This window comes from Lacicoccus alkaliphilus DSM 16010, assembly GCF_900142805.1.
In the GTDB taxonomy this organism is placed as follows: Bacteria; Bacillota; Bacilli; order Staphylococcales; family Salinicoccaceae; genus Lacicoccus; species Lacicoccus alkaliphilus.
The window spans coordinates 58,877-76,549 of record NZ_FRCF01000012.1 but is presented as its reverse complement, the minus strand read 5'-3'; the positions used below and the strand labels follow the sequence as shown (position 1 = coordinate 76,549).

At 49.9% G+C, this 17,673-nt stretch carries 17 protein-coding genes and 1 riboswitch; of the genes, 1 reads left to right on the top strand and 16 read right to left on the bottom strand.

The genetic code is table 11. The annotated features are described in order from the left end of the window. Window positions 1–134: 134 nt before the first annotated feature. From BUA12_RS11195 to BUA12_RS11170, 6 genes are all read right to left on the bottom strand, one after another. Window positions 135–1,124, bottom strand: a complete 990-nt coding sequence (locus BUA12_RS11195; protein ID WP_072710704.1) for a zinc-binding dehydrogenase — start codon at window positions 1,122–1,124, stop codon at window positions 135–137. A 22-nt stretch (window positions 1,125–1,146) separates the two neighbouring features. Continuing rightward, complete coding sequence (locus BUA12_RS11190) at window positions 1,147–1,554, bottom strand: hypothetical protein (protein WP_072710703.1); 408 nt, start codon at window positions 1,552–1,554, stop codon at window positions 1,147–1,149. A gap of 84 nt (window positions 1,555–1,638) precedes the next feature. Then, window positions 1,639–2,958, bottom strand: a complete 1,320-nt coding sequence (locus tag BUA12_RS11185) for an MFS transporter (RefSeq protein ID WP_084670159.1) — start codon at window positions 2,956–2,958, stop codon at window positions 1,639–1,641. Window position 2,959: 1 nt separating this feature from the next. Next, the gene (locus BUA12_RS11180) at window positions 2,960–4,342 is read right to left on the bottom strand and encodes an MFS transporter (RefSeq protein WP_072710701.1); all 1,383 of its coding nucleotides are present in this window, start codon (window positions 4,340–4,342) and stop codon (window positions 2,960–2,962) included. Between the two features lie 117 nt (window positions 4,343–4,459). Further along, complete coding sequence (locus BUA12_RS11175; RefSeq protein WP_072710700.1) at window positions 4,460–5,221, bottom strand: DUF429 domain-containing protein; 762 nt, start codon at window positions 5,219–5,221, stop codon at window positions 4,460–4,462. A 54-nt stretch (window positions 5,222–5,275) separates the two neighbouring features. After that, window positions 5,276–5,512, bottom strand: a complete 237-nt coding sequence (locus BUA12_RS11170) for a DUF1413 domain-containing protein (protein WP_072710699.1) — start codon at window positions 5,510–5,512, stop codon at window positions 5,276–5,278. A 175-nt stretch (window positions 5,513–5,687) separates the two neighbouring features. On the opposite strand from BUA12_RS11170, the gene BUA12_RS11165 reads away from it, so the two are divergent. Next, the gene (locus tag BUA12_RS11165; RefSeq protein WP_072710698.1) at window positions 5,688–6,107 is read left to right on the top strand and encodes a hypothetical protein; all 420 of its coding nucleotides are present in this window, start codon (window positions 5,688–5,690) and stop codon (window positions 6,105–6,107) included. 40 nt (window positions 6,108–6,147) lie between these two features. On the opposite strand, the gene BUA12_RS11160 is transcribed toward BUA12_RS11165, so the two are convergent. The 10 genes from BUA12_RS11160 to BUA12_RS11115 form a co-directional block, all read right to left on the bottom strand. Continuing rightward, entirely contained in the window at window positions 6,148–6,939 is a 792-nt protein-coding gene (locus BUA12_RS11160) for a VLRF1 family aeRF1-type release factor (RefSeq protein ID WP_072710697.1), read from the bottom strand. A gap of 83 nt (window positions 6,940–7,022) precedes the next feature. Then, window positions 7,023–7,691, bottom strand: a complete 669-nt coding sequence (tenA, locus tag BUA12_RS11155) for a thiaminase II (RefSeq protein ID WP_072710696.1) — start codon at window positions 7,689–7,691, stop codon at window positions 7,023–7,025. Window positions 7,692–7,765: 74 nt separating this feature from the next. After that, window positions 7,766–7,857: riboswitch (TPP riboswitch) on the bottom strand. A 185-nt stretch (window positions 7,858–8,042) separates the two neighbouring features. Then, window positions 8,043–9,710: an ABC transporter permease gene (locus tag BUA12_RS11150; protein ID WP_072710695.1), complete on the bottom strand. Its 1,668-nt coding sequence runs from the start codon at window positions 9,708–9,710 to the stop codon at window positions 8,043–8,045. Between the two features lie 27 nt (window positions 9,711–9,737). After that, window positions 9,738–10,835, bottom strand: coding sequence for an extracellular solute-binding protein (locus tag BUA12_RS11145; protein WP_072710694.1), 1,098 nt, complete (start codon window positions 10,833–10,835; stop codon window positions 9,738–9,740). 133 nt (window positions 10,836–10,968) lie between these two features. Next, window positions 10,969–12,027: an ABC transporter ATP-binding protein gene (locus BUA12_RS11140; RefSeq protein ID WP_072710693.1), complete on the bottom strand. Its 1,059-nt coding sequence runs from the start codon at window positions 12,025–12,027 to the stop codon at window positions 10,969–10,971. 195 nt (window positions 12,028–12,222) lie between these two features. After that, window positions 12,223–12,762, bottom strand: a complete 540-nt coding sequence (locus tag BUA12_RS11135) for a GNAT family N-acetyltransferase (protein ID WP_072710692.1) — start codon at window positions 12,760–12,762, stop codon at window positions 12,223–12,225. A 71-nt stretch (window positions 12,763–12,833) separates the two neighbouring features. Then, window positions 12,834–14,198: a 23S rRNA (uracil(1939)-C(5))-methyltransferase RlmD gene (rlmD, locus tag BUA12_RS11130; protein ID WP_331463077.1), complete on the bottom strand. Its 1,365-nt coding sequence runs from the start codon at window positions 14,196–14,198 to the stop codon at window positions 12,834–12,836. 11 nt (window positions 14,199–14,209) lie between these two features. Further along, window positions 14,210–15,976, bottom strand: a complete 1,767-nt coding sequence (locus tag BUA12_RS11125) for a 5'-nucleotidase C-terminal domain-containing protein (RefSeq protein ID WP_072710691.1) — start codon at window positions 15,974–15,976, stop codon at window positions 14,210–14,212. A gap of 57 nt (window positions 15,977–16,033) precedes the next feature. After that, window positions 16,034–16,948, bottom strand: coding sequence for a diacylglycerol kinase (locus tag BUA12_RS11120; protein ID WP_072710690.1), 915 nt, complete (start codon window positions 16,946–16,948; stop codon window positions 16,034–16,036). A 93-nt stretch (window positions 16,949–17,041) separates the two neighbouring features. Beyond that, on the bottom strand, window positions 17,042–17,551 hold the full coding sequence (locus BUA12_RS11115; protein ID WP_072710689.1) for a GrpB family protein: 510 nt from the start codon (window positions 17,549–17,551) through the stop codon (window positions 17,042–17,044). Between the last annotated feature and the right edge of the window lie 122 nt (window positions 17,552–17,673).

Genomic DNA, 17,673 nt, shown 5'->3' with positions numbered 1-17,673 from the left:
ATATCATCACGAATGAGCAGGGACAATGAAATTCTGCTCATTCAGGACGGAATATCATCACGAATGAGCAGGGACAACGAAAAACAGGCGGCTGGTCCCATATTAGGGTGCAGCCGCCTGTCTTTATTCCATAATTACATCGTAAACGCAATCTTACCCATCATGCCGGCTTTGTCCAATCTCTCGAACGCCGCTTCAAACTCCTCCAGCGGATAACTTTTATCCATCACGGGATTGATGTCATGCTTCTCGATGAATTCCAGCATTTCTTCAAGCTCTTCGGTGCTCGCCATCGTCGAGCCGAGCAGATTGTACTGCCCGTAGAAGAATTTGCGGAGGTTGAAGTCGACGGTGTCTCCTGCGGAGGCGCCGAATGCAACGAGTGTGCCGCCTTTCTTCAGCTGGTCGACGGATTTGTTGAACGTCACCGCGCCGACACTCTCGATCACGACATCGACCTTCTCACCATCCAGCGCTTCATCCCAATCAGTCTCGCTGTCGATCGCCTGATCCGCGCCGAGTTCGAGCGCCGCTTCACGCTTCTCTTCAGAACGTGACGTTACATAGACTGTCGCCCCGGCCGCTTTCGCGAACTGCAGCAGGAATGTCCCGGCGCCGCCCGTGGCACCCGGAATCAGTACCGTCATGCCGCTTTCCACTTTCGCCCTTGTGAATAAAGCCCTGTAGGCCGTCATCGCCGACAGTGCCAATACGCCTGCTTCCTCCCAGTTCAAATGACCGGGCTTCGGCATAACGTTTTCCCCCGGCAGCACGATGTATTCTGAGAAAGTGCCGTTGAAGGGGAAGCCTACGATTTCAAAACCTTCCGGCGGAGCCGCATCATTTTCCTTCCATCCAAGGGCCGGGTTGATGATCACTTCATCCCCCACTTTGACGTTTTCGACGCCGCTGCCGACTGCCTCGATGATGCCCGCACCATCCGAGCCGAGCACAAGTGCCGGATCATTCTCATCATGACGGCCCGGGATGAAGAGATCGCGGTGGTTGAGGCCCGCCGCCTTCAGCTTCACTTTAACGTCCTTATCCCCCAGCCCGTCAATTTCAACTTCACCATATTTCACGCCTTTTAAACTCTGTTCACCTTGATGATAGACTGCCTTCATGAAATAAACCTCCTGAAATCCATTATTTTACCGGCTGTATTTTAAAGCCGTCGTCCTCTTCGGTCATCTGCCAGTTCGGCGACAATGCATTGCCGAGTTCAGCTGCCTGGTCTTCGTCCAGCCCGAGGCCCGATAAAGTGAACCCTTCGACCCGGTAATCTTCTTCGGCAATATGCCCGAACTTCAATTTAATCAGATTTTTCAGTCCATTGAAAGTCAAAAACTTGACCTGGTAGCCGTCTTCGAGCAATGTGTCCAGGCCCACGGATTCCTCCATATCGATCAGCAGAGTGAAATCCAGGTTTTCCTTCACTTTCTTAAATTCATCAATATCCTTCGCGCGCACTTTCGACAGAATCTCTTCATTGGTGTAGCCGTAGCTCCGAAGATTTTCAATCGCATATGCATCCATCAACGTAATCGAATTCATCCTGTTCCTCCCTAAAGCCATGTTGACCCCATTATAACTGATTCAGGATTTGATGGCTCTAACGGCGCTCTTTATTTTTGCCCATCAGGTTTCAAGTCTCTGGAAGCCTTTCGCTTTCCATAAAATCACCATCGTGATGACGAGCCCGATCAAACCGAAACCGAGGAGCACCAGCTGGATGGAGATGCCGGCTGCCGTCATGATGCCGACGATTGCATAGGCAAGGGGATCGAAGCCATTCATCGCGAGGAAAATCAGGCTCATCACCCGTCCCATCATCCTGTTTTCGGTGATCTGCTGGGTCGCTGTGAAAAACGGGATGAAGACGAACGACATCGCAAGGCCGATGAAGAACAGCAGGATCGGCAGTATGCTCAGGCTTTCGATGAAGCTGAAGACGATATAGATGATGAGCGTCACAAGCAGCCCGTAGACCGCCGTCCGCCCCTTCCTTTTGATGTACTGGTTGCCGAGCACGATCATGCCGATGAGCATGCCGAAAGAGAGGCTCATTTCCATGATGCTCAAGTTGATCGGCGTGCCGCCGTACAGGTCAGTAAGGAACGGCACCGCGATGTGCAGTGTGCCGAAGACGAAGAAGTTCAAAGTCACAAGCACGATGATGCCCACCATGAGGAAATTGGAGCCTTTGACATAATTGAAGCCTTCGATGAAGTTCTGAAGCGGGGACTGCTTGACCGTGTTCTCCACCGGACCTTCCCTGATCAGCGGCGGAAATACGAAGACTGCCGACAGAGTGACGAGTATGGCTGCGACCATGAAGCTCATCGTCACCGAACCGAATTCCATGATGAGACCTGCAAGCACCGGACCGAGCAGGAACGAAATCTGATCCACGCCCTGGAAATAGGCATTGGCCTTCTGGAGCTGCGCCCGTTCCACGACCTTCGGGATCATCGATGTACTCGCCGGCCCGAAAAAGGCATCGACCGTTCCAAACAACCCCGCAAGCACAAGGAACCAGCCGAGTGTCATGAAATCCAGGCCTATGAAGATGGTGATGAGGACGAGCAGCGCCGCCTGGAAAATATTCGTGCCGAACATGATCGTCGATTTCTTGTAGTTATCGGCAAGCACCCCGCCGTAAATCATCATCACCAGTCTCGGCACGGTCACGGCAATCAGTACGAGACCGAGCATCTCGGGCATGCCGAGTGTCCTGATGACATACCAGGATGTGGTGGTCAGGAACATGCTGAAGCCGGTCACTGAAAATATGCCTGCAATGAGCAGCAGCATGAATGTCCTGTTTTTTAAAATTGATGTGTATTGTCGTGTCATGTTTTTTCCTCTCTGTTTCAGCTGTTGAGTGTAGAACAGTGTAGCACGCCGTTTTATTTTCAGCCATAAAAAAACCCTTCCGGGAAGGAAGGGCTTTGCCATTTTACTCGACCGCGCGGTCGGGTATGACGAATTTCGCACACAGGAAAGCGACGACGATTGCAAGGACGTTCAGACCGAATGCAAGCAGTGCTGCCGTGGACATGGCCATCACGCTGCCAAGTGCCGTGTAGAGCGAGATGATTATCGCTAGACCGAATGCTGCACCCAGTGTGGACGCCATCTTGAATATCGCGGATGCCACACCGACTTTTTCAGGCGGTGTCGTGGACACTGCCGTATCGAGCGCCGGCGTCGCAAAGAATCCGATGCCGATGCCGAACAATGCAAATCCGGCCAAAGCGCTGATGAGGTACGCGGTATCGCCGAGGAATGTCAGTGCCAACAGGAGCACACCGACGCCCAGTATGAGCGGCGAGACGACGATGGCGCGTTTCGCACCGTATTTTTTGATACTTTTCTCACCGACGCGGATCGTGAAGAGTATCAGCACGACATAAGGCAGTGTCATGAGGCCGGACATGAACGGTGTCAGGCCAAGTTCCTGCTGCGTGTAGATGTTGAATAAGGCAATCGACCCCACTGTCGTGTTCATCAGGAAGTTCGCGGTCACCGTTCCGATATACGCCTTATTCGAAAATATGGAGAAATCGATGAACGGCTGGTTGATGCGCCGCTCCACAAGATAGAAAGTGATGGAACCGATGATCGTCACGAGGACCAGTGTGATTGAAATACCACTCGTCCAGCCGAGCTCCTCACCCTGTGTGATGAAGATGCTGAGCGCACTCATGACGATGATGAAGATGAGCAGGCCCACATAGTCGAAACGCGACGTATCCTTGACTGAAGTGCGCACTTCCTTCAGATCTTTAAGTAAATACAGTGCAATCACCGACAGTATGATGGAAATGATGAAAATCCACTGCCAGTTGATGAAAGTGGCCACCGTCCCGGCAAACAGCGACGCAAACCCGGTACCACCGAATGCACCGATCGACCAGTAGCTGAGTGCGCTTCTCCTCTTATCACCGGTGAATAAAGTGTTGATGATGGAAATTGTTGCGGGCATCAGCATCGCAGCCGAGAAGCCCTGCACGATACGGCCGATGATCAACAGCGACGGCATCGATGTGATGATGATCAGCAATGAGCCGATGATACTGAGTATGATACCGATATAGGTGATCTTCACTTTTCCAAGCTTATCGGAAAAACTGCCTGCCGCCACCATGAATATGCCGGTGATCAGCGATGTCAGGCTGATCGACAGGTTGATGACCCCTGCACTCGCACCTGCATACGTCTCCTGCACCTGCGGCCCGATGTTCAGGAATGCCTGGGCAAACAGCCAGTATGTGATGATGGATAAAACAATGCCGAGAATGATCAGATTCCCTGAACGGTATGTCTGCTTCTCCTCCATTAAATAACCTCCAGTTGAGTCCTAGTTCTTTTTTATTGATTTCATGTTCATTCTATCACGTTTTGTTTTTCACAAACACCATAAATCAGTGTCCATTTAGAGAACCTTTACAATTTTTCAGTTCATCCCCGATGATGGCCGTTCCGATCCCGGGCCCCTCACGGGGATGGTGATGAACCCTTTGTCGATGGTCCCGAATGTCTGTGCCGTGGCAACCTCTTTGTGGAGGGCAAACATGGCGTATGCGCAGAGTAATGCATCCACCTTATCTTCCAAGTGCTTCAGTTCCCTTTTTGTCACACCCTCAGTACCCGGTGAAGATTCAAGTTTCGATACCAGCTCTTCCCCCGTTTCCAGCTTTTCAAACCCGGCCAGTAAACGCCCCATTTCAGACACCGTTTCTTCATGCGTCATTTTCGGCTTACGTTTATACTTCACCGGGGCGATTTCCGGAAACAGGCCGGCAACGATGCCGGTGGGAAAAGTTTCGACGATGCTGGATGCGGTCCGGCTGAAGCCGGTCTGCATGTCGGGAAACTCCTCCTGAATCATGTGCATCAGCGCCTCTCCGCGGATGCCGCCGAACACCTTGTTGAAGTAATTTCTATTGGCATTGAATGCACGGAGCCTGTGCCCGTTGATCTTCGCACGCATCATTTCGCCCTCGGCGCCCCGCGAACCGCCGGCATTGTTAACGATCAGCGGCGCATCGATGGCGATGGTGAGGTGTTCATTGCGATGTACCTTTATCAACTCGATGATTTCTTCATTTGTATAGATTTGGGCATCCATATACTCCACATGTCCGTCACTGTCGAGTATGCAGATGCCCGTTTCATTTTTATACGTCCATGCAAGGTCGATTCCGATGAATTTCATTTGAATACCAGCCTTCTCATTAAAAATAAGGGGGCAGGCCCCCTCATCTCCAGTCTAACTTATTTTTCTGTACTGCTGCTGGTTGGAAGACGTTTTCTCCATCACTTCAACCGACTTTTTGCCGGCCGCTTTTTCCATGAATGCCCTGCCGAGCGCAGTTCTTGTCTCCGTAGGCAGTCTGTTCCATTTGTAGCCTTTGAACAGGTCTTTCAAAAGGAAAGTCTCCCCGTCCTGCAGCTGCTTCGTTTCCTTCCATGCTTTATTCAGCAATTTCTTCTCACTTTTAGCCATTATTTCCGACCCCCCATTATTATGATCATAATTATATACCCGGTTCAAGTAAGGTATTAATCCTCCCGTCGCTCAGACAGATAAAATCTTCGATTTTCGTCATTTCATGATTCCTGCAGCTTCTCCGGGGGTAAAGAGTTATGATCATATTATCAAATTTTAGTGGAGTGATGTGATGGACACGTTCCTGATGCTGATTTTAATCGGCACAATTTCCGGAGTCATTTTAGCTGCAGTGATGAAACTGGTCCGTATAGTCACAGGCAACAAAGCAGACATCCTGCTTTATAATATGGACTACATACCCGGCCTCAAGCAATGGGCGGATAAAAAGATCACCGGCCTGATTTTTCATTATGTGACATGCATATCGAGTGCGGTCATCTTGTTTTACCTTCTGATTCCTTTTGACCTTGAACATGCCATATGGCCGTACATCTTCGTATTTTCACTCGGCGGCGGCATCCTGTATTTCCTGAGTGCCCTGACCCCGGCACCGCCTGATCACGAGGACTGGATATCATGGTTCAATTGGACAGCGGGCCATTCCATTTTCGGCTTTTCGGTCGGTGTACTCATATCCTGGTTGATATAGGAAAGAAACAGGCATCCGATCGGATGCCTGTTTTCACTTCTTATATCAATTCGTCGTATACTTCTTCAACGATTTCATGTGCCGGCTTCATGCCGATGTTCTTGTTCAGTACGCCCTTCACATATGAGGATGCCATGTGCGGTTCCAGATCACCGACCGTGTCGCTGCTGCCGACAAGGTATGCGCCTTCCATCCCGCCCTCTTTGATCATCTTGTTGAGGCGCGGTGCAAGATTTTTATACCAACGGCTTTTATTTTCCTCGAAGCGCTGCTGGAAATGGTCCTGACCGGACCGTCTTGAGCCGGGCGGTGAATCACTGCCGTGATCCAGCCAGTCTTCACGTTCCAGGTCCCAGCTGAAAGTGGATTCGTCTTTGATCGATCCCAGTTCGGTTTCGATGAACCGGACGTCCTGCTGCTGAAGCGCGATGATGGCTGTGGCCGGATACCTCTGAATCAGTTCCTGAAGCTGCTGGACCGCCGGCGCATCACCCCAGCGCATCGTCGTCGTCACGGGCACCTGGAGGATCATCTCTTCCCACAGGTCCTCATCCGCCGATGCGAAGATGACGAGACCTTTCTGCAGATCCCTCTGCAGTTCACCGACGCGGTCTTCCACCTTTTTGAGCAGTTTCTTCAAAGCCTTCTTCTCCGCTTCCTGTGCTGTATTATCCGCATAATTCTTCAATTCCTTGATTTCGTTCTTAAGATGGATTTTCCACTCACCGTTGTTCAGATCATGATTGCTTGCGTCCGTGTGCAGGTACAATGTCAGTACCCCGATGTCATCTTCCCTGCCGTCAATGCGATTGATATCTTTTCTTACAGACATATATTTGCCTCCTCTAAAAGATGTTCATGTGTACGCTTTCTACCTATACATAATTCCCTTCAGGCGGAGGTTTGAAACATTTGTCATTTCTCAGAAAGCCATGTCTCGAACGTATAGGACATCTCCCAGAACGCGAGTTCATATTCCTTGGCGATGACGAACTGTTCGATGATTTTAGATTTCTCATCTTCACTCGCCTGCTCTGCCAGATCATCCATCAGATCGATCATCTCCGCCGTCGATTCCTGGAACCAGTCGCTTGCATACATTTGTATCCAGTTCCGGTAAATTTCACTTTCAGGTTCTGCATCTGCATACTTCCTCCCGATATCCGCATACAGCCAGTAGCACGGCAGGATCGCTGCCACAATTTGGGCGAGGCTGCCCGACAACGACGCCCTGTACAGATGTGAAGTATATGCATAAGCCGTCGGTGCCGGTTTGAAGTGCTTCATTTCTTCATCCGTGATGTTCAATATGCCGGCATGCTCCTTGTGGACCGTGAGTTCCGCCTGTGCCGTGTTCTTCGCTTTCTCAGAAAGGCTCGCCGAGACTCCGAAGTCATCCGCATGCGCAGCAGCGAAGGCGTGGACTTTGCCGTAGTGTTTCAAATAATAGATATCCTGCATGATATAGTTCTTGAACGTCTCAAGCGGCAGGTCGCCGTTCACGATCCCCTTTACGAATGGATGATTCAAACTCTTCTCCCAGCTGTCTTTCGTCTTCTCCCGCAACATTACTGAAAAACGCATAAAAAAATTCCTCCTGTTGATGATATTCACAACGGAGGAGAGGGACATGCCCTTATATTCGATCTTTCATAAATAATCGGCGATTTCCACTTCCCTCCGCTGGTATTAACCAGATCAGGTTCAAAGGGTACTTCTCAAGCCGTAAAGGCTGCCCCCAGCTGAAACATATTCGGTTATACTGCCAATATACATGAGTCAGGCGGATACTTCAATGAACCGCTCACTTCTTATCCCGATTCGTCGTCTTGTACTTTTGCCCTGACTGCCGTAAGGGGCACATTGGCCTCATTGAGTTGAAGTGCAGGTGTATCCATCGAACCTGCAAGTCATCGAGCAATTTTTCATCAATCATCAATACTTCCTCAACAGAATGTGAAGCGGAAGGACCGATACGATGATGATCAGTAATGCTGCAGGTGCAGCCAGATGATAAATCCCTTCGGTCGCCTCAAAGTACACCCTCACAGCAAGCGTATCGAAGCCCGGCGGCCGGAGCATCAGTGTGGCAGGCAACTCCTTGATCGAGCTGACAAACACCAGGGCACCCCCGGCAAGGACACCCGGCAGTATGGACGGAATGATGACTTTGATCAATACCTTCCAAGGCGGATAGCCAAGACTCCTTGCCGCTTCATCCACCCTGGGCGATACCAGGCTCAAAGAAGCGTTCGCCGACTGCATCGCCTGTGGAAGAAAGCGGACGATGAAAGCAAGAACCAATACAAAAAACGTATTATATAAAGCCGGCAAATGGTTATTGAAAATAAAAACAAACCCAAGGGCCACAATTACACCCGGGAGCGCATAACCGGCATAGCTGAGCCTGTCGATGAAACTGGATACGATGGAAGGATAACGTGTTTTCAAATAAACGACCGGAATCGCCAGCAGCATGCACATTAAAGCGGCTGTTCCCGACAGACGGAAGCTGTTCCATACGAAGCCGAAGAACCTGGAATCAAGCGCACCCATCTGAATGCCGATGAAGGACCAGTAAATGAGCACTGTAAACGGGACCAGCACCGAAAGTGTAAAGACACTCAGGACAAACAGGACAACAAGCGGCTTCCATTTACCTAGAGAAAGCTGGATCGGTGCTTTAAATGTGTTGGAGGTCTGGTGATAATCACTTTTCTTTTTAGAAAATCCTTCCACCCATAAGATGATGACGGTGATTAAGATAAGCACAAGGCTCAAAACCGAGGCCGCTTCCGTATCAAAGCCTGCAGTCTGGAAATAGATCGCAGCAGTGAAAGTCACATATCGCATCATTGCTATTGCGCCAAAGTCAGACAATACATATAAGGCGATCAGGATGGCGCCGGCGCCAATGGCAGGGCGCAGGAAAGGGAGGTTTATCGTCCAGAATATGCGGTTCGTTGACATGTTCTGTGACCTGGCCACTTCTTCAAAGTTTCTGTTCATCCTTTTTAGTGATGCACTTGCAATGAGATACACATACGGGTAGGTGAACATGACCAGTACGAATGACACGCCCCAAAAATTGTATATATCAAATTGATATTCCCCGAACACTCCAATCCGATCCCAAAGACTGCTGATCCAGCCACTCGGGCCGAGGACGATGATATAAGCAACCGCGCCTACATATGGGGGCACCACCAGGGGCAAAGCGAGCAGCCAGCGCCACACCTTCCCCCCTGGTAAATCGGTCCTCACTACAAACCAGGCTAAAGCGACACCAATGACCACTGCCAAAAAGGTGACGACCAGTGTAAGGGACAACGTATTCCACAGCAACCCCGGGATACGTTCATCCAGCAAGCGCATCCAGCGGTCGGTTCCTGCAAACAATGATTGCACCATGACGTATACTATCGGTATGGTCATGATCAATGCCACAATGAGACCGACAATCAGGAGAACCGGACCGGGGGAGTTCGCTCCACGGACACGCCGCGACACTTTTCTGAAAAGATTTGGAAGAGGCCGCATTCTTAAATTTCCATCCTTATGGCGGCCCTCATTCGTCTGTTTTTTTTCTTTCTTGTCCCTCATAAAGATGCTCCTATAATGATTGTGGGCCTATCTTAATTCCAAATCCAGCCCGGATTCTTCGATCAATTCCTTGGTACCTTCAAAATGTTCACCAAGATCGGTGATTGTCATATCCTGGATTTTCAAATCTTCAAAATCAACGATATGCTCCTGCACTTCTTCCGGATAATCCGCTTCTATATCGGAATTGATCAACAACTCCAATGACTCGCCGACAAATTGCTTTTGGTTCTCCGGTTCAAGCAGCCATTCAATAAAAACGATGGCATTCTGATCATTCGGTCCGCCGCTGACATTACCAATGCCCGCCGCATTCGCAATGGCACCCATTTCGTCTTCTTCCTGATCCGGGTAGATGAATCCGACATCATTATCGGAAGGCTCGAGCAGTTGCTGATGGTAATAATAATTATTCACCAGTCCAAAAGAATGCTCCCCGGCACCGACGGCCCGCCTGATATCACCGTGACCTTCATAAATGCCCGCTGCATTATCCTGGATGGCATTGATCCACTCAGATGCACGCTCATCCCCCCACTCGTGTCTTAGGGCAGAGACATTCCCAATCATTCCGCCGTTTCCACCCCTGGTGATGGCATATCCATTCGGCAAGTCGGCCCATTCGTCATCGAACAGATCCTCCATGCTATGAGGCAGATCTTCTTCGGATATCATTTCCTTATTGTAAATGAATCCCCGTGCCCTGGCTGAAACGGCAAAGTATGCATTATCCCCGGAACGGAACTGCTCCGGAATCGCATCGATGCCCTCCGGTTCGGAACCTTCCAGATATCCTTCCCCATGCAGATAGCCAAGAGCGCCAAGGTCATTGGATATGAAAATGTCCGCTTGTACATTATTCGCTTCCGCTTCCACCTGCAATGGATCCACTCCGTGTAATGCTGAGACCTGAATACCGGTGTCCTCTGTGAATTTATCGATCAATTCCTCTACAAACCGTTCATTTCTGGCGGAATAAATGACCAATTCATCTGATTCCTCCGATGCTTCATCTTCCGCTGAGCCATCCGCTGGTCCTTCAGCTTCCTCAGGACTGCAGGCAGCTAAAACAAATAATGCACTGAACAAGATCATGAACAATAATCCTTGGAAATACCTTTTCATTTTTAAGTCCTCCTGTAAGTTATTCTATGTAAGCCGTACAGTTGATATCCATTCTCAATTACACTGCGCGTTGCATCCGTTTCTTTTTATGGCAGTGGTCACTGAAAGTGCAGCCGGCTCTTCTCGATAAATATCAACGCTCTACAAGTGCCACCAATTGCGGGATGATTTCAAACGATACAATGGAACCGATTTCAACATACCTTTCCACCGGGGCATAAATGGTCATCCGTTCATCCACCAATAAATTCTCAGACAAGCTGATTTCCAGCTCCTGATAATCACCGCTGTACGTCACCCTTTCGACTCTCCCGCTGTATTTTCCCTGCTCCGTTAAGCGGCAGCCTTCCGGACGGATGGAAATCTGGACTTCCTCCAGCAACCGCTCACTTCTTTCAGGCAGGGAAACCCGGCCGATATGGGTATCCACATGCATCAAATTCGGACAAAGCCTGCCTTGCAACAAATTCGTTTTACCTACAAATTGCGCTACGAAACAGTTTGCTGGACATTGATATAACCTTCTCGGGGCATCGATCTGCTGAATGACACCCTCGTTCATCACCACTACACGATCGGAGATGGAAAAAGCATCCTTTTGGTCATGGGTGACGATAATCGCGGTTGTATTTGCCTGCCTCAATATATTTTCTACATCGAACCGCATTTTTTCGCGCAGACCTGCATCGAGGTTACTGAAAGGCTCATCCATCAAAATCACATGGGGCTTTGGGGCCAGCGCACGTGCCAGAGCCACGCGCTGCTGCTGACCTCCTGACAATTCACTCGGAAGCCGGTCAGCGTAATCACCAAGACCCACCAGCTCCAAAACTTCTTTCGTTCTATGTTTCCTGTCGTGCCGGCTCCACTTGGACAGACCAAAGGCTACGTTCTTTCCAATCGTCATATGTGGGAATAATGTATAATCCTGAAAAACCATTCCGATCCCACGCTTTTCCGGGGGCACGGATTTATGATCATCAAAAACAGTTGAACCATCTATTTCAAGTGAACCGGAATCAGGTTCTTCAAATCCGGCAACCATCCGCAGGGTCGTCGTCTTACCACACCCGCTTGGCCCAAGCAGTGTGATGATTTCACCCCGTTCTATGGTCAAATGCAGATCATCAACAGCCGGAGCACCTTTACTATTGAAATCCTTAGTGATATTTTTCAGTTGAATGAAGCTCATTTCCACTACCTCCTGAAAGGTTCCATAATACTTTACAATCCATCGCCTGACTAATTGAGAATGGTTTTCACTTACCTCAATATTATAACGCGGGACTGCTCAAGTCAATGCATATCCCTTTACAAAAATATGAAGTTGATGGAACAAAGTCTCTTAAAGATATAAATGCACACTCGGACCCGTCCGAAATTTTTCCTATAACCTCTTACCGAAGAATATATCCGGCCTGCCGCGTCCATTCGCATCCGGCAGTACGCCGATGATTTTATAACCCAATTTGAAGTAAAACCCCGACTGATGCGTGCCGGGATCAAACTCTGCAAGTTTTGCCGGCAGGTCATCATACAGATCGACACCCGCCAGCGAGGTTTCCCCCGCTTCACTCTCATCATCCGCTCCGAGCCAGATGGTGAGACCCCCCTGTTCCCTTGCGGCACCTTCCAGAGCTTCCACAAGCGCGCCTCCGATGCCTTCGCCCTGCCGGTCCTCCCTTACAACAAGAGGATGCAGCTCGAAGACATTGCCGTCATATTCCGGTGCAAGGATGCCGCCCCAGCCCATGACTGCGGCCCCTTCCACAACCGCAAGCAGCGTGTTATCAGGGACGAGGTGTTCCCTGACCTCTTCCATCGCATCCTTGAAAGTGGGATAACCGATGTTCAAAGTGTCCGTCAAAATCTCTGCAGCCTGGTGCAGCTGTGCTTCATCAAGCTCCGACATATTGATGATTTTCATCATTCTTCACCTAATTCCTTTTATAAACTCACATCCATATTAATGTCGGTGTACTGGAATTCAGGTGTCCACTATTCGTGTTTCGTCAGCACAGTCACCGCTTCAACATGGTTCGTCTGCGGGAAGAGGTCGACGGGTGTGACGGGACTGACTTCGTATCCGCCCTCTCCGCTCAATATCTTCAAGTCCCGCTGCAGCGTACTCGGGTTGCATGATATATAGACGATTTTTTCAGGGGATACGTCGATCAGGCTTTGAAGGAAGTCTTCGTGGCAGCCTTTCCTCGGCGGATCGACGAACACGATATCCGGCTGCACGCCGTCTGCGACGAGCCGCCTCATCACTTCTTCCGATTTGCCGAGATGATATTCGGCATTTTCTATGCCGTTCAGCTGCGCATTCTCCCTCGCATCCTCGATCGCCGAATCGACGACTTCGATGCCGATGAGTTTCTTCACATGGTCCGCTGCGACCTGGCCGATCGTGCCGATGCCGCAGTACGTGTCGATGATCGTCTCGTCGCCTTTCAAGTCCGCAAGTTTCAATGCTTCCGTATACAGCTTCTCCGTCTGTTCATGGTTCACCTGATAGAACGAGCGTGTTCGGATCTTGAACTTCTTGCCGAGCAGCGCGTCGGTGACGTACTCATTGCCGTAGAGCACTTTCGTCTCCGAGCCGTAAATCACATTCGTCTGATCCTTATTGATGTTCTGCACGACGCTTGTGATCATCGGGAACTTTTCAGTGAGGATCTGGATGATGCCCGCGAACGGGTTCTTATGCCCATTGGTGATGAAGCCCACCTGCACTTCGGAATCATCATGGTTCGAACGGATGATCAGATGGCGCAGCAGACCCTTATGCTTATGTTCATCGTAAATGGAGATCTCGAACGTCTTAAGGAGTTCCCGCACTTCATTCATGATGTCGTTATGGATATCCTTCTGGATGTAACAGTGTTTGATGTCGATCACGTCATGGCTCCTCGGCCTGTAGAGACCGAGCCTGATTTCGCCGTCCACCTTCTGGACGGGCATCTGGGATTTGTTACGGTAATAAAGCGGATCACCCATGCCGATCGTGTCGTGGATCTCCACCCCCAGGCCGGCCTGCCGGTTGATGTTCGCTTCGACGGTGCTTTTTTTGAAGGCTCGCTGTTCGGTGTAGCTGAGCGGCTGGATCTGGCAGCCGCCGCACTGGTAATAGTACTCGCACGGCGGGATGATGCGTTCCTTTGACGGTGCGATGACTTTGATCATCCTGCCGTAGCCGAATTTCTTATTCGTCTTGATCACTTTGAATTCTATCTTTTCATCTTTCAGCACGTCCTGGATGAAGACCGGGTAGCCGTCGATTTTCACCACGCCGAGCCCCTGATGTGTATAATCCTCGACCGTACTTGTATAATACTCATTTTTAACGACACTTTGCATCATCTATATCCCTCTTACATTTCAATTTCGTACCAACTGAAACCGTCGCCCATTTCCCTGATGTGCCTGATCGGCTCATCCTTGATATATCCACGCGCTTTCGTCGCGGATATGAAATGGTATTTCCCTGAAGGTATGACGGTGATTGGATTTTTCAGCTCAAAGTCGGGTGCGCCCTTCATGTATTTGATCACCAGATCCCGTATCGATTTGTCGGATTCATGCAGGACTTCCTGTTCACGCAGAAACGGTGTATACGAAACTCGGTAGTTGTGGGCCGGTATGATGAATTCATCATCCGCCTGGATTTCTTTACCCCGATACGACATGGCGACGATCCTCCCGGAGTCGCTGATCTGCTTCGCCGCACTCGCATACCTCGGCGGCCTGCTGATATCGATCGTATATTCCAGGTCGGTGAACAGATCGAAGTTGTAGCCCGGGAAACCTCCCCGCGAACGGTTCGGATGGAGCAGGCTGTCATGCTCCGGTGAAGTGAACTGGGAGGCACTCCATTCCAGCCATTCCTTTAAAATTCGGCCATCCACTTTGATGATCATGAAGTTGTTGGCATGTTTATATAAATCGATCGCATCACTCAAGGTGGACGGCCCCGGCTCGATGACGGTATAGTCATCCGGGCCGTCCCGCCCCGATTTCACAGCTGAAGCGAAAGGGAGGACCGGCAGGTCAGGCAGTCCGATTTCATCCTTGATTTCATGAGTATATTGCTTCACCGCTTCAGCGACCGCCTGCACCGGATATGAAGGTGCGACCCGTGAAAAATATGAATGCCACGGGTTTTGTATTTTTCCAAGCCCCGTGCTCAAATACTCCAGCACTTTCTGGTGCTGGCCTTCATATTTCTGCAGCAGGTGCGCATCCGGTTCGATCCGTGACGCTTTGATCAACTGCGCCCGGGAATCGGTGATTTCAAAGCCATCCGTCATATCGATATCAAAGGACAGCTTACCGAGATGGCTTGCCGAAACATCAGGCTGGACCATCGGGACGCCGTTCACGGTGCCTTTGACGATGTCGAGCGTGCTGACATCGATCTCGTAGGCATCGTGGGGAAACATTTCATGCGTGTGGCCGAAGACGATGCCGTCGATATCTTTCAGGAACGTCATGAGCAGTGCCTGGTTTTCCCCGAACTTCTCAAGGTCCTGTTTGGCCCGGCTCATGCCGGAATGCGACAGCAATATCACCATGTCCGCACCCTGTGCCTTCAGCACCGCGACCTCACGGTCGATCGAGTCCTGCATCGGTGAAACTTCAACTTTGCCCTCCAGATTCTGTTTGTCCCATTTCATGATCTGTGTCGGCACCGCGCTGACGAAACCGACCTTGACCCTGCCGTCCGGTGCATCATATTCCAATACCACATTCTTCCTGATCTTTTCCTTCAGCGGCGAGCCGAGGAAATCGATGTTGGAGTTGATGACCGGCGTCTCCACTTTGCTGTAGAGGGTGTCCAGATAATCGAGGCCGAAATTGAATTCATGGTTGCCGAGGCCGATCACGTCATACATCCCGTTCAGGTGCGCCGTGATCAGCGGATCATCCGGGTGGTCGACGTCGTAGTCGCTCCAGACATCCCCCTGGAGCAGGTCCCCGTTGTCCACCGTCAGCACGATTTCATCCGGGCGTTCTTTTTTATACTGTTCAATATAGGTTCTTAAAACCAGCAGTCCATGCCGGAGGGGCTTACGGTCAAAGTAGTTATAGGGGTAAATCGTCCCATGGACATCCGACGTTGCAAAAATGGTCAGCTTCATGTCGACCTCCTGTAGATTAAAGACTAAACAACACAGCGGATTCCCACTGTGTTGTCATCACTCATTATACATGTGTTCTTCATAAAACTTATCCGGTACACGGATTGCGATGTGCTGCTGATAATTGACGAAACGCGCAGGCAAAAGCCCGCCGAATTCACCATCCAGATTCAGCTGCACTTCATCATACGAAGATATTCTGATGTCACCCGCTTTCGCGTAATGGACTTTCTCATGTTTCAGGTGTTCTCCCCGCGTGGCCATCGTCATGATGCGCGCCAGTTCGACGAGGCTCACATCTTCGACGATCAGCAGGGAGAACATGCCGTCATTGAACTTTGCATCCGGCACAAGCTTGTCGAAACCACCGATGGAATTGGTCAGTCCGATCAGAAACAGCATGACTTCCCCTTCGAACACATTTTCATCATACTCTATCCTGATATCCGTCGTCGTCATCTGAGGCAGTATTTCAATCCCTTTGATGTAGTAAGCCAAAGGGCCGATGATCGCCTTCAGTTTGCTCGGCGCCTCGTACGACACTTCAGTGATCTTGCCGCCGCCTGCAATATTCATGAAATACTTGTTGTTCATCTTGCCGAGGTCGACGAACATCGCCCGGCCGCCCACAATCGTATCGACCGCCTCTTTTGTATCAGTCGGTATATAGAGCGCAGAGGCGAAATCATTCACCGTCCCCATCGGTATGATGCCGATATGCGGACGTTCCTCGAAATCGGCGATGCCGTTCAGCACTTCGCTGACCGTGCCGTCCCCGCCGACCGCAATGATCAGGTCAAAGCCGAGTTCACATGCCGTCCGTGCCGCTTCCGTTGCATCACCTGCGCGCGTCGTCGCATGCGCACTCGCGATGTACCCCCCCTGCTCCAACCGTATCAGGACATCGGGCAGCTCGTTTTTAAAAGTTTCCCGACCTGATGTCGGATTGTAGATGATCCTCGCAGTTCTCATTTATTTCTCCTACTCTTCTGAAATTAATTGAGCCATCCATGGCGTTGAAGAAAATAGTGTATATGAATGACACTGGAAGGGAGGCCGGTGAAATCATACGCTCTTCAAATCTGCAGCACTGTCCAGCAGATCTGAAAAGAACCGTCTCTTCCTTTCTTCATATTGATCTTCATTCAATTCCCCGTCATCGTATTGTTTTTTTAAAGTCTGGAAAGTCGAGAGACGCGCCTGATCTTCTTTGAGTACCTTCTTGCAGAACAGTATTTGCGATTTTTTGTTGAGATTCCGCGGCGTGAAAATGAAATTCACATTGAACGCACCGAATTTGCCGCGTGCGATCGTCTCCTCACTGAAATAACGGTTGAAATCTTCTACAATTTCATAGCCTTCAGCCATCAGTATCTCTGCCAGATCGGATACGTCCGTGATTGTTTTCAGGATGACAAGGACGTCAATATCGTTGTAACCCTTCACTTCCTTGATACTTGTGGAGCCAATGTGGTGAACTTCAATGACATTTTCCCTGAAATGTTCCAGCATCTCCATCGACGCTTCCATGTAATGGTGTTTTGTTATATTATAATATTCATTCATAGTAAGCATATATATTCATCCTTATATATTATCAATCAAGATCATTTTGTGTATAATATAGTATGATATTTCTTTATTTTACATATTATATCACAGAAACATCAGAATAATATATACACATTCCAGGAGGA

Excerpts from the sequence above, each read along its gene's own strand:
- BUA12_RS11160 (WP_072710697.1), bottom strand. The coding sequence starts at position 6,939 with ATGTCTGTAAGAAAAGATATCAATCGCATTGACGGCAGGGAAGATGAC.
- BUA12_RS11135 (WP_072710692.1), bottom strand. The coding sequence starts at position 12,762 with ATGAAAATCATCAATATGTCGGAGCTTGATGAAGCACAGCTGCACCAG.
- BUA12_RS11190 (WP_072710703.1), bottom strand. The coding sequence starts at position 1,554 with ATGAATTCGATTACGTTGATGGATGCATATGCGATTGAAAATCTTCGG.
- BUA12_RS11120 (WP_072710690.1), bottom strand. The coding sequence starts at position 16,948 with ATGAGAACTGCGAGGATCATCTACAATCCGACATCAGGTCGGGAAACT.
- tenA (WP_072710696.1), bottom strand. The coding sequence starts at position 7,691 with ATGCGTTTTTCAGTAATGTTGCGGGAGAAGACGAAAGACAGCTGGGAG.
- BUA12_RS11140 (WP_072710693.1), bottom strand. The coding sequence starts at position 12,027 with ATGAGCTTCATTCAACTGAAAAATATCACTAAGGATTTCAATAGTAAA.
- rlmD (WP_331463077.1), bottom strand. The coding sequence starts at position 14,198 with ATGATGCAAAGTGTCGTTAAAAATGAGTATTATACAAGTACGGTCGAG.
- BUA12_RS11175 (WP_072710700.1), bottom strand. The coding sequence starts at position 5,221 with ATGAAATTCATCGGAATCGACCTTGCATGGACGTATAAAAATGAAACG.
- BUA12_RS11170 (WP_072710699.1), bottom strand. The coding sequence starts at position 5,512 with ATGGCTAAAAGTGAGAAGAAATTGCTGAATAAAGCATGGAAGGAAACG.
- BUA12_RS11145 (WP_072710694.1), bottom strand. The coding sequence starts at position 10,835 with ATGAAAAGGTATTTCCAAGGATTATTGTTCATGATCTTGTTCAGTGCA.
- BUA12_RS11165 (WP_072710698.1), top strand. The coding sequence starts at position 5,688 with ATGGACACGTTCCTGATGCTGATTTTAATCGGCACAATTTCCGGAGTC.
- BUA12_RS11150 (WP_072710695.1), bottom strand. The coding sequence starts at position 9,710 with ATGAGGGACAAGAAAGAAAAAAAACAGACGAATGAGGGCCGCCATAAG.
- BUA12_RS11115 (WP_072710689.1), bottom strand. The coding sequence starts at position 17,551 with ATGCTTACTATGAATGAATATTATAATATAACAAAACACCATTACATG.
- BUA12_RS11185 (WP_084670159.1), bottom strand. The coding sequence starts at position 2,958 with ATGGCAAAGCCCTTCCTTCCCGGAAGGGTTTTTTTATGGCTGAAAATA.
- BUA12_RS11195 (WP_072710704.1), bottom strand. The coding sequence starts at position 1,124 with ATGAAGGCAGTCTATCATCAAGGTGAACAGAGTTTAAAAGGCGTGAAA.
- BUA12_RS11180 (WP_072710701.1), bottom strand. The coding sequence starts at position 4,342 with ATGGAGGAGAAGCAGACATACCGTTCAGGGAATCTGATCATTCTCGGC.
- BUA12_RS11125 (WP_072710691.1), bottom strand. The coding sequence starts at position 15,976 with ATGAAGCTGACCATTTTTGCAACGTCGGATGTCCATGGGACGATTTAC.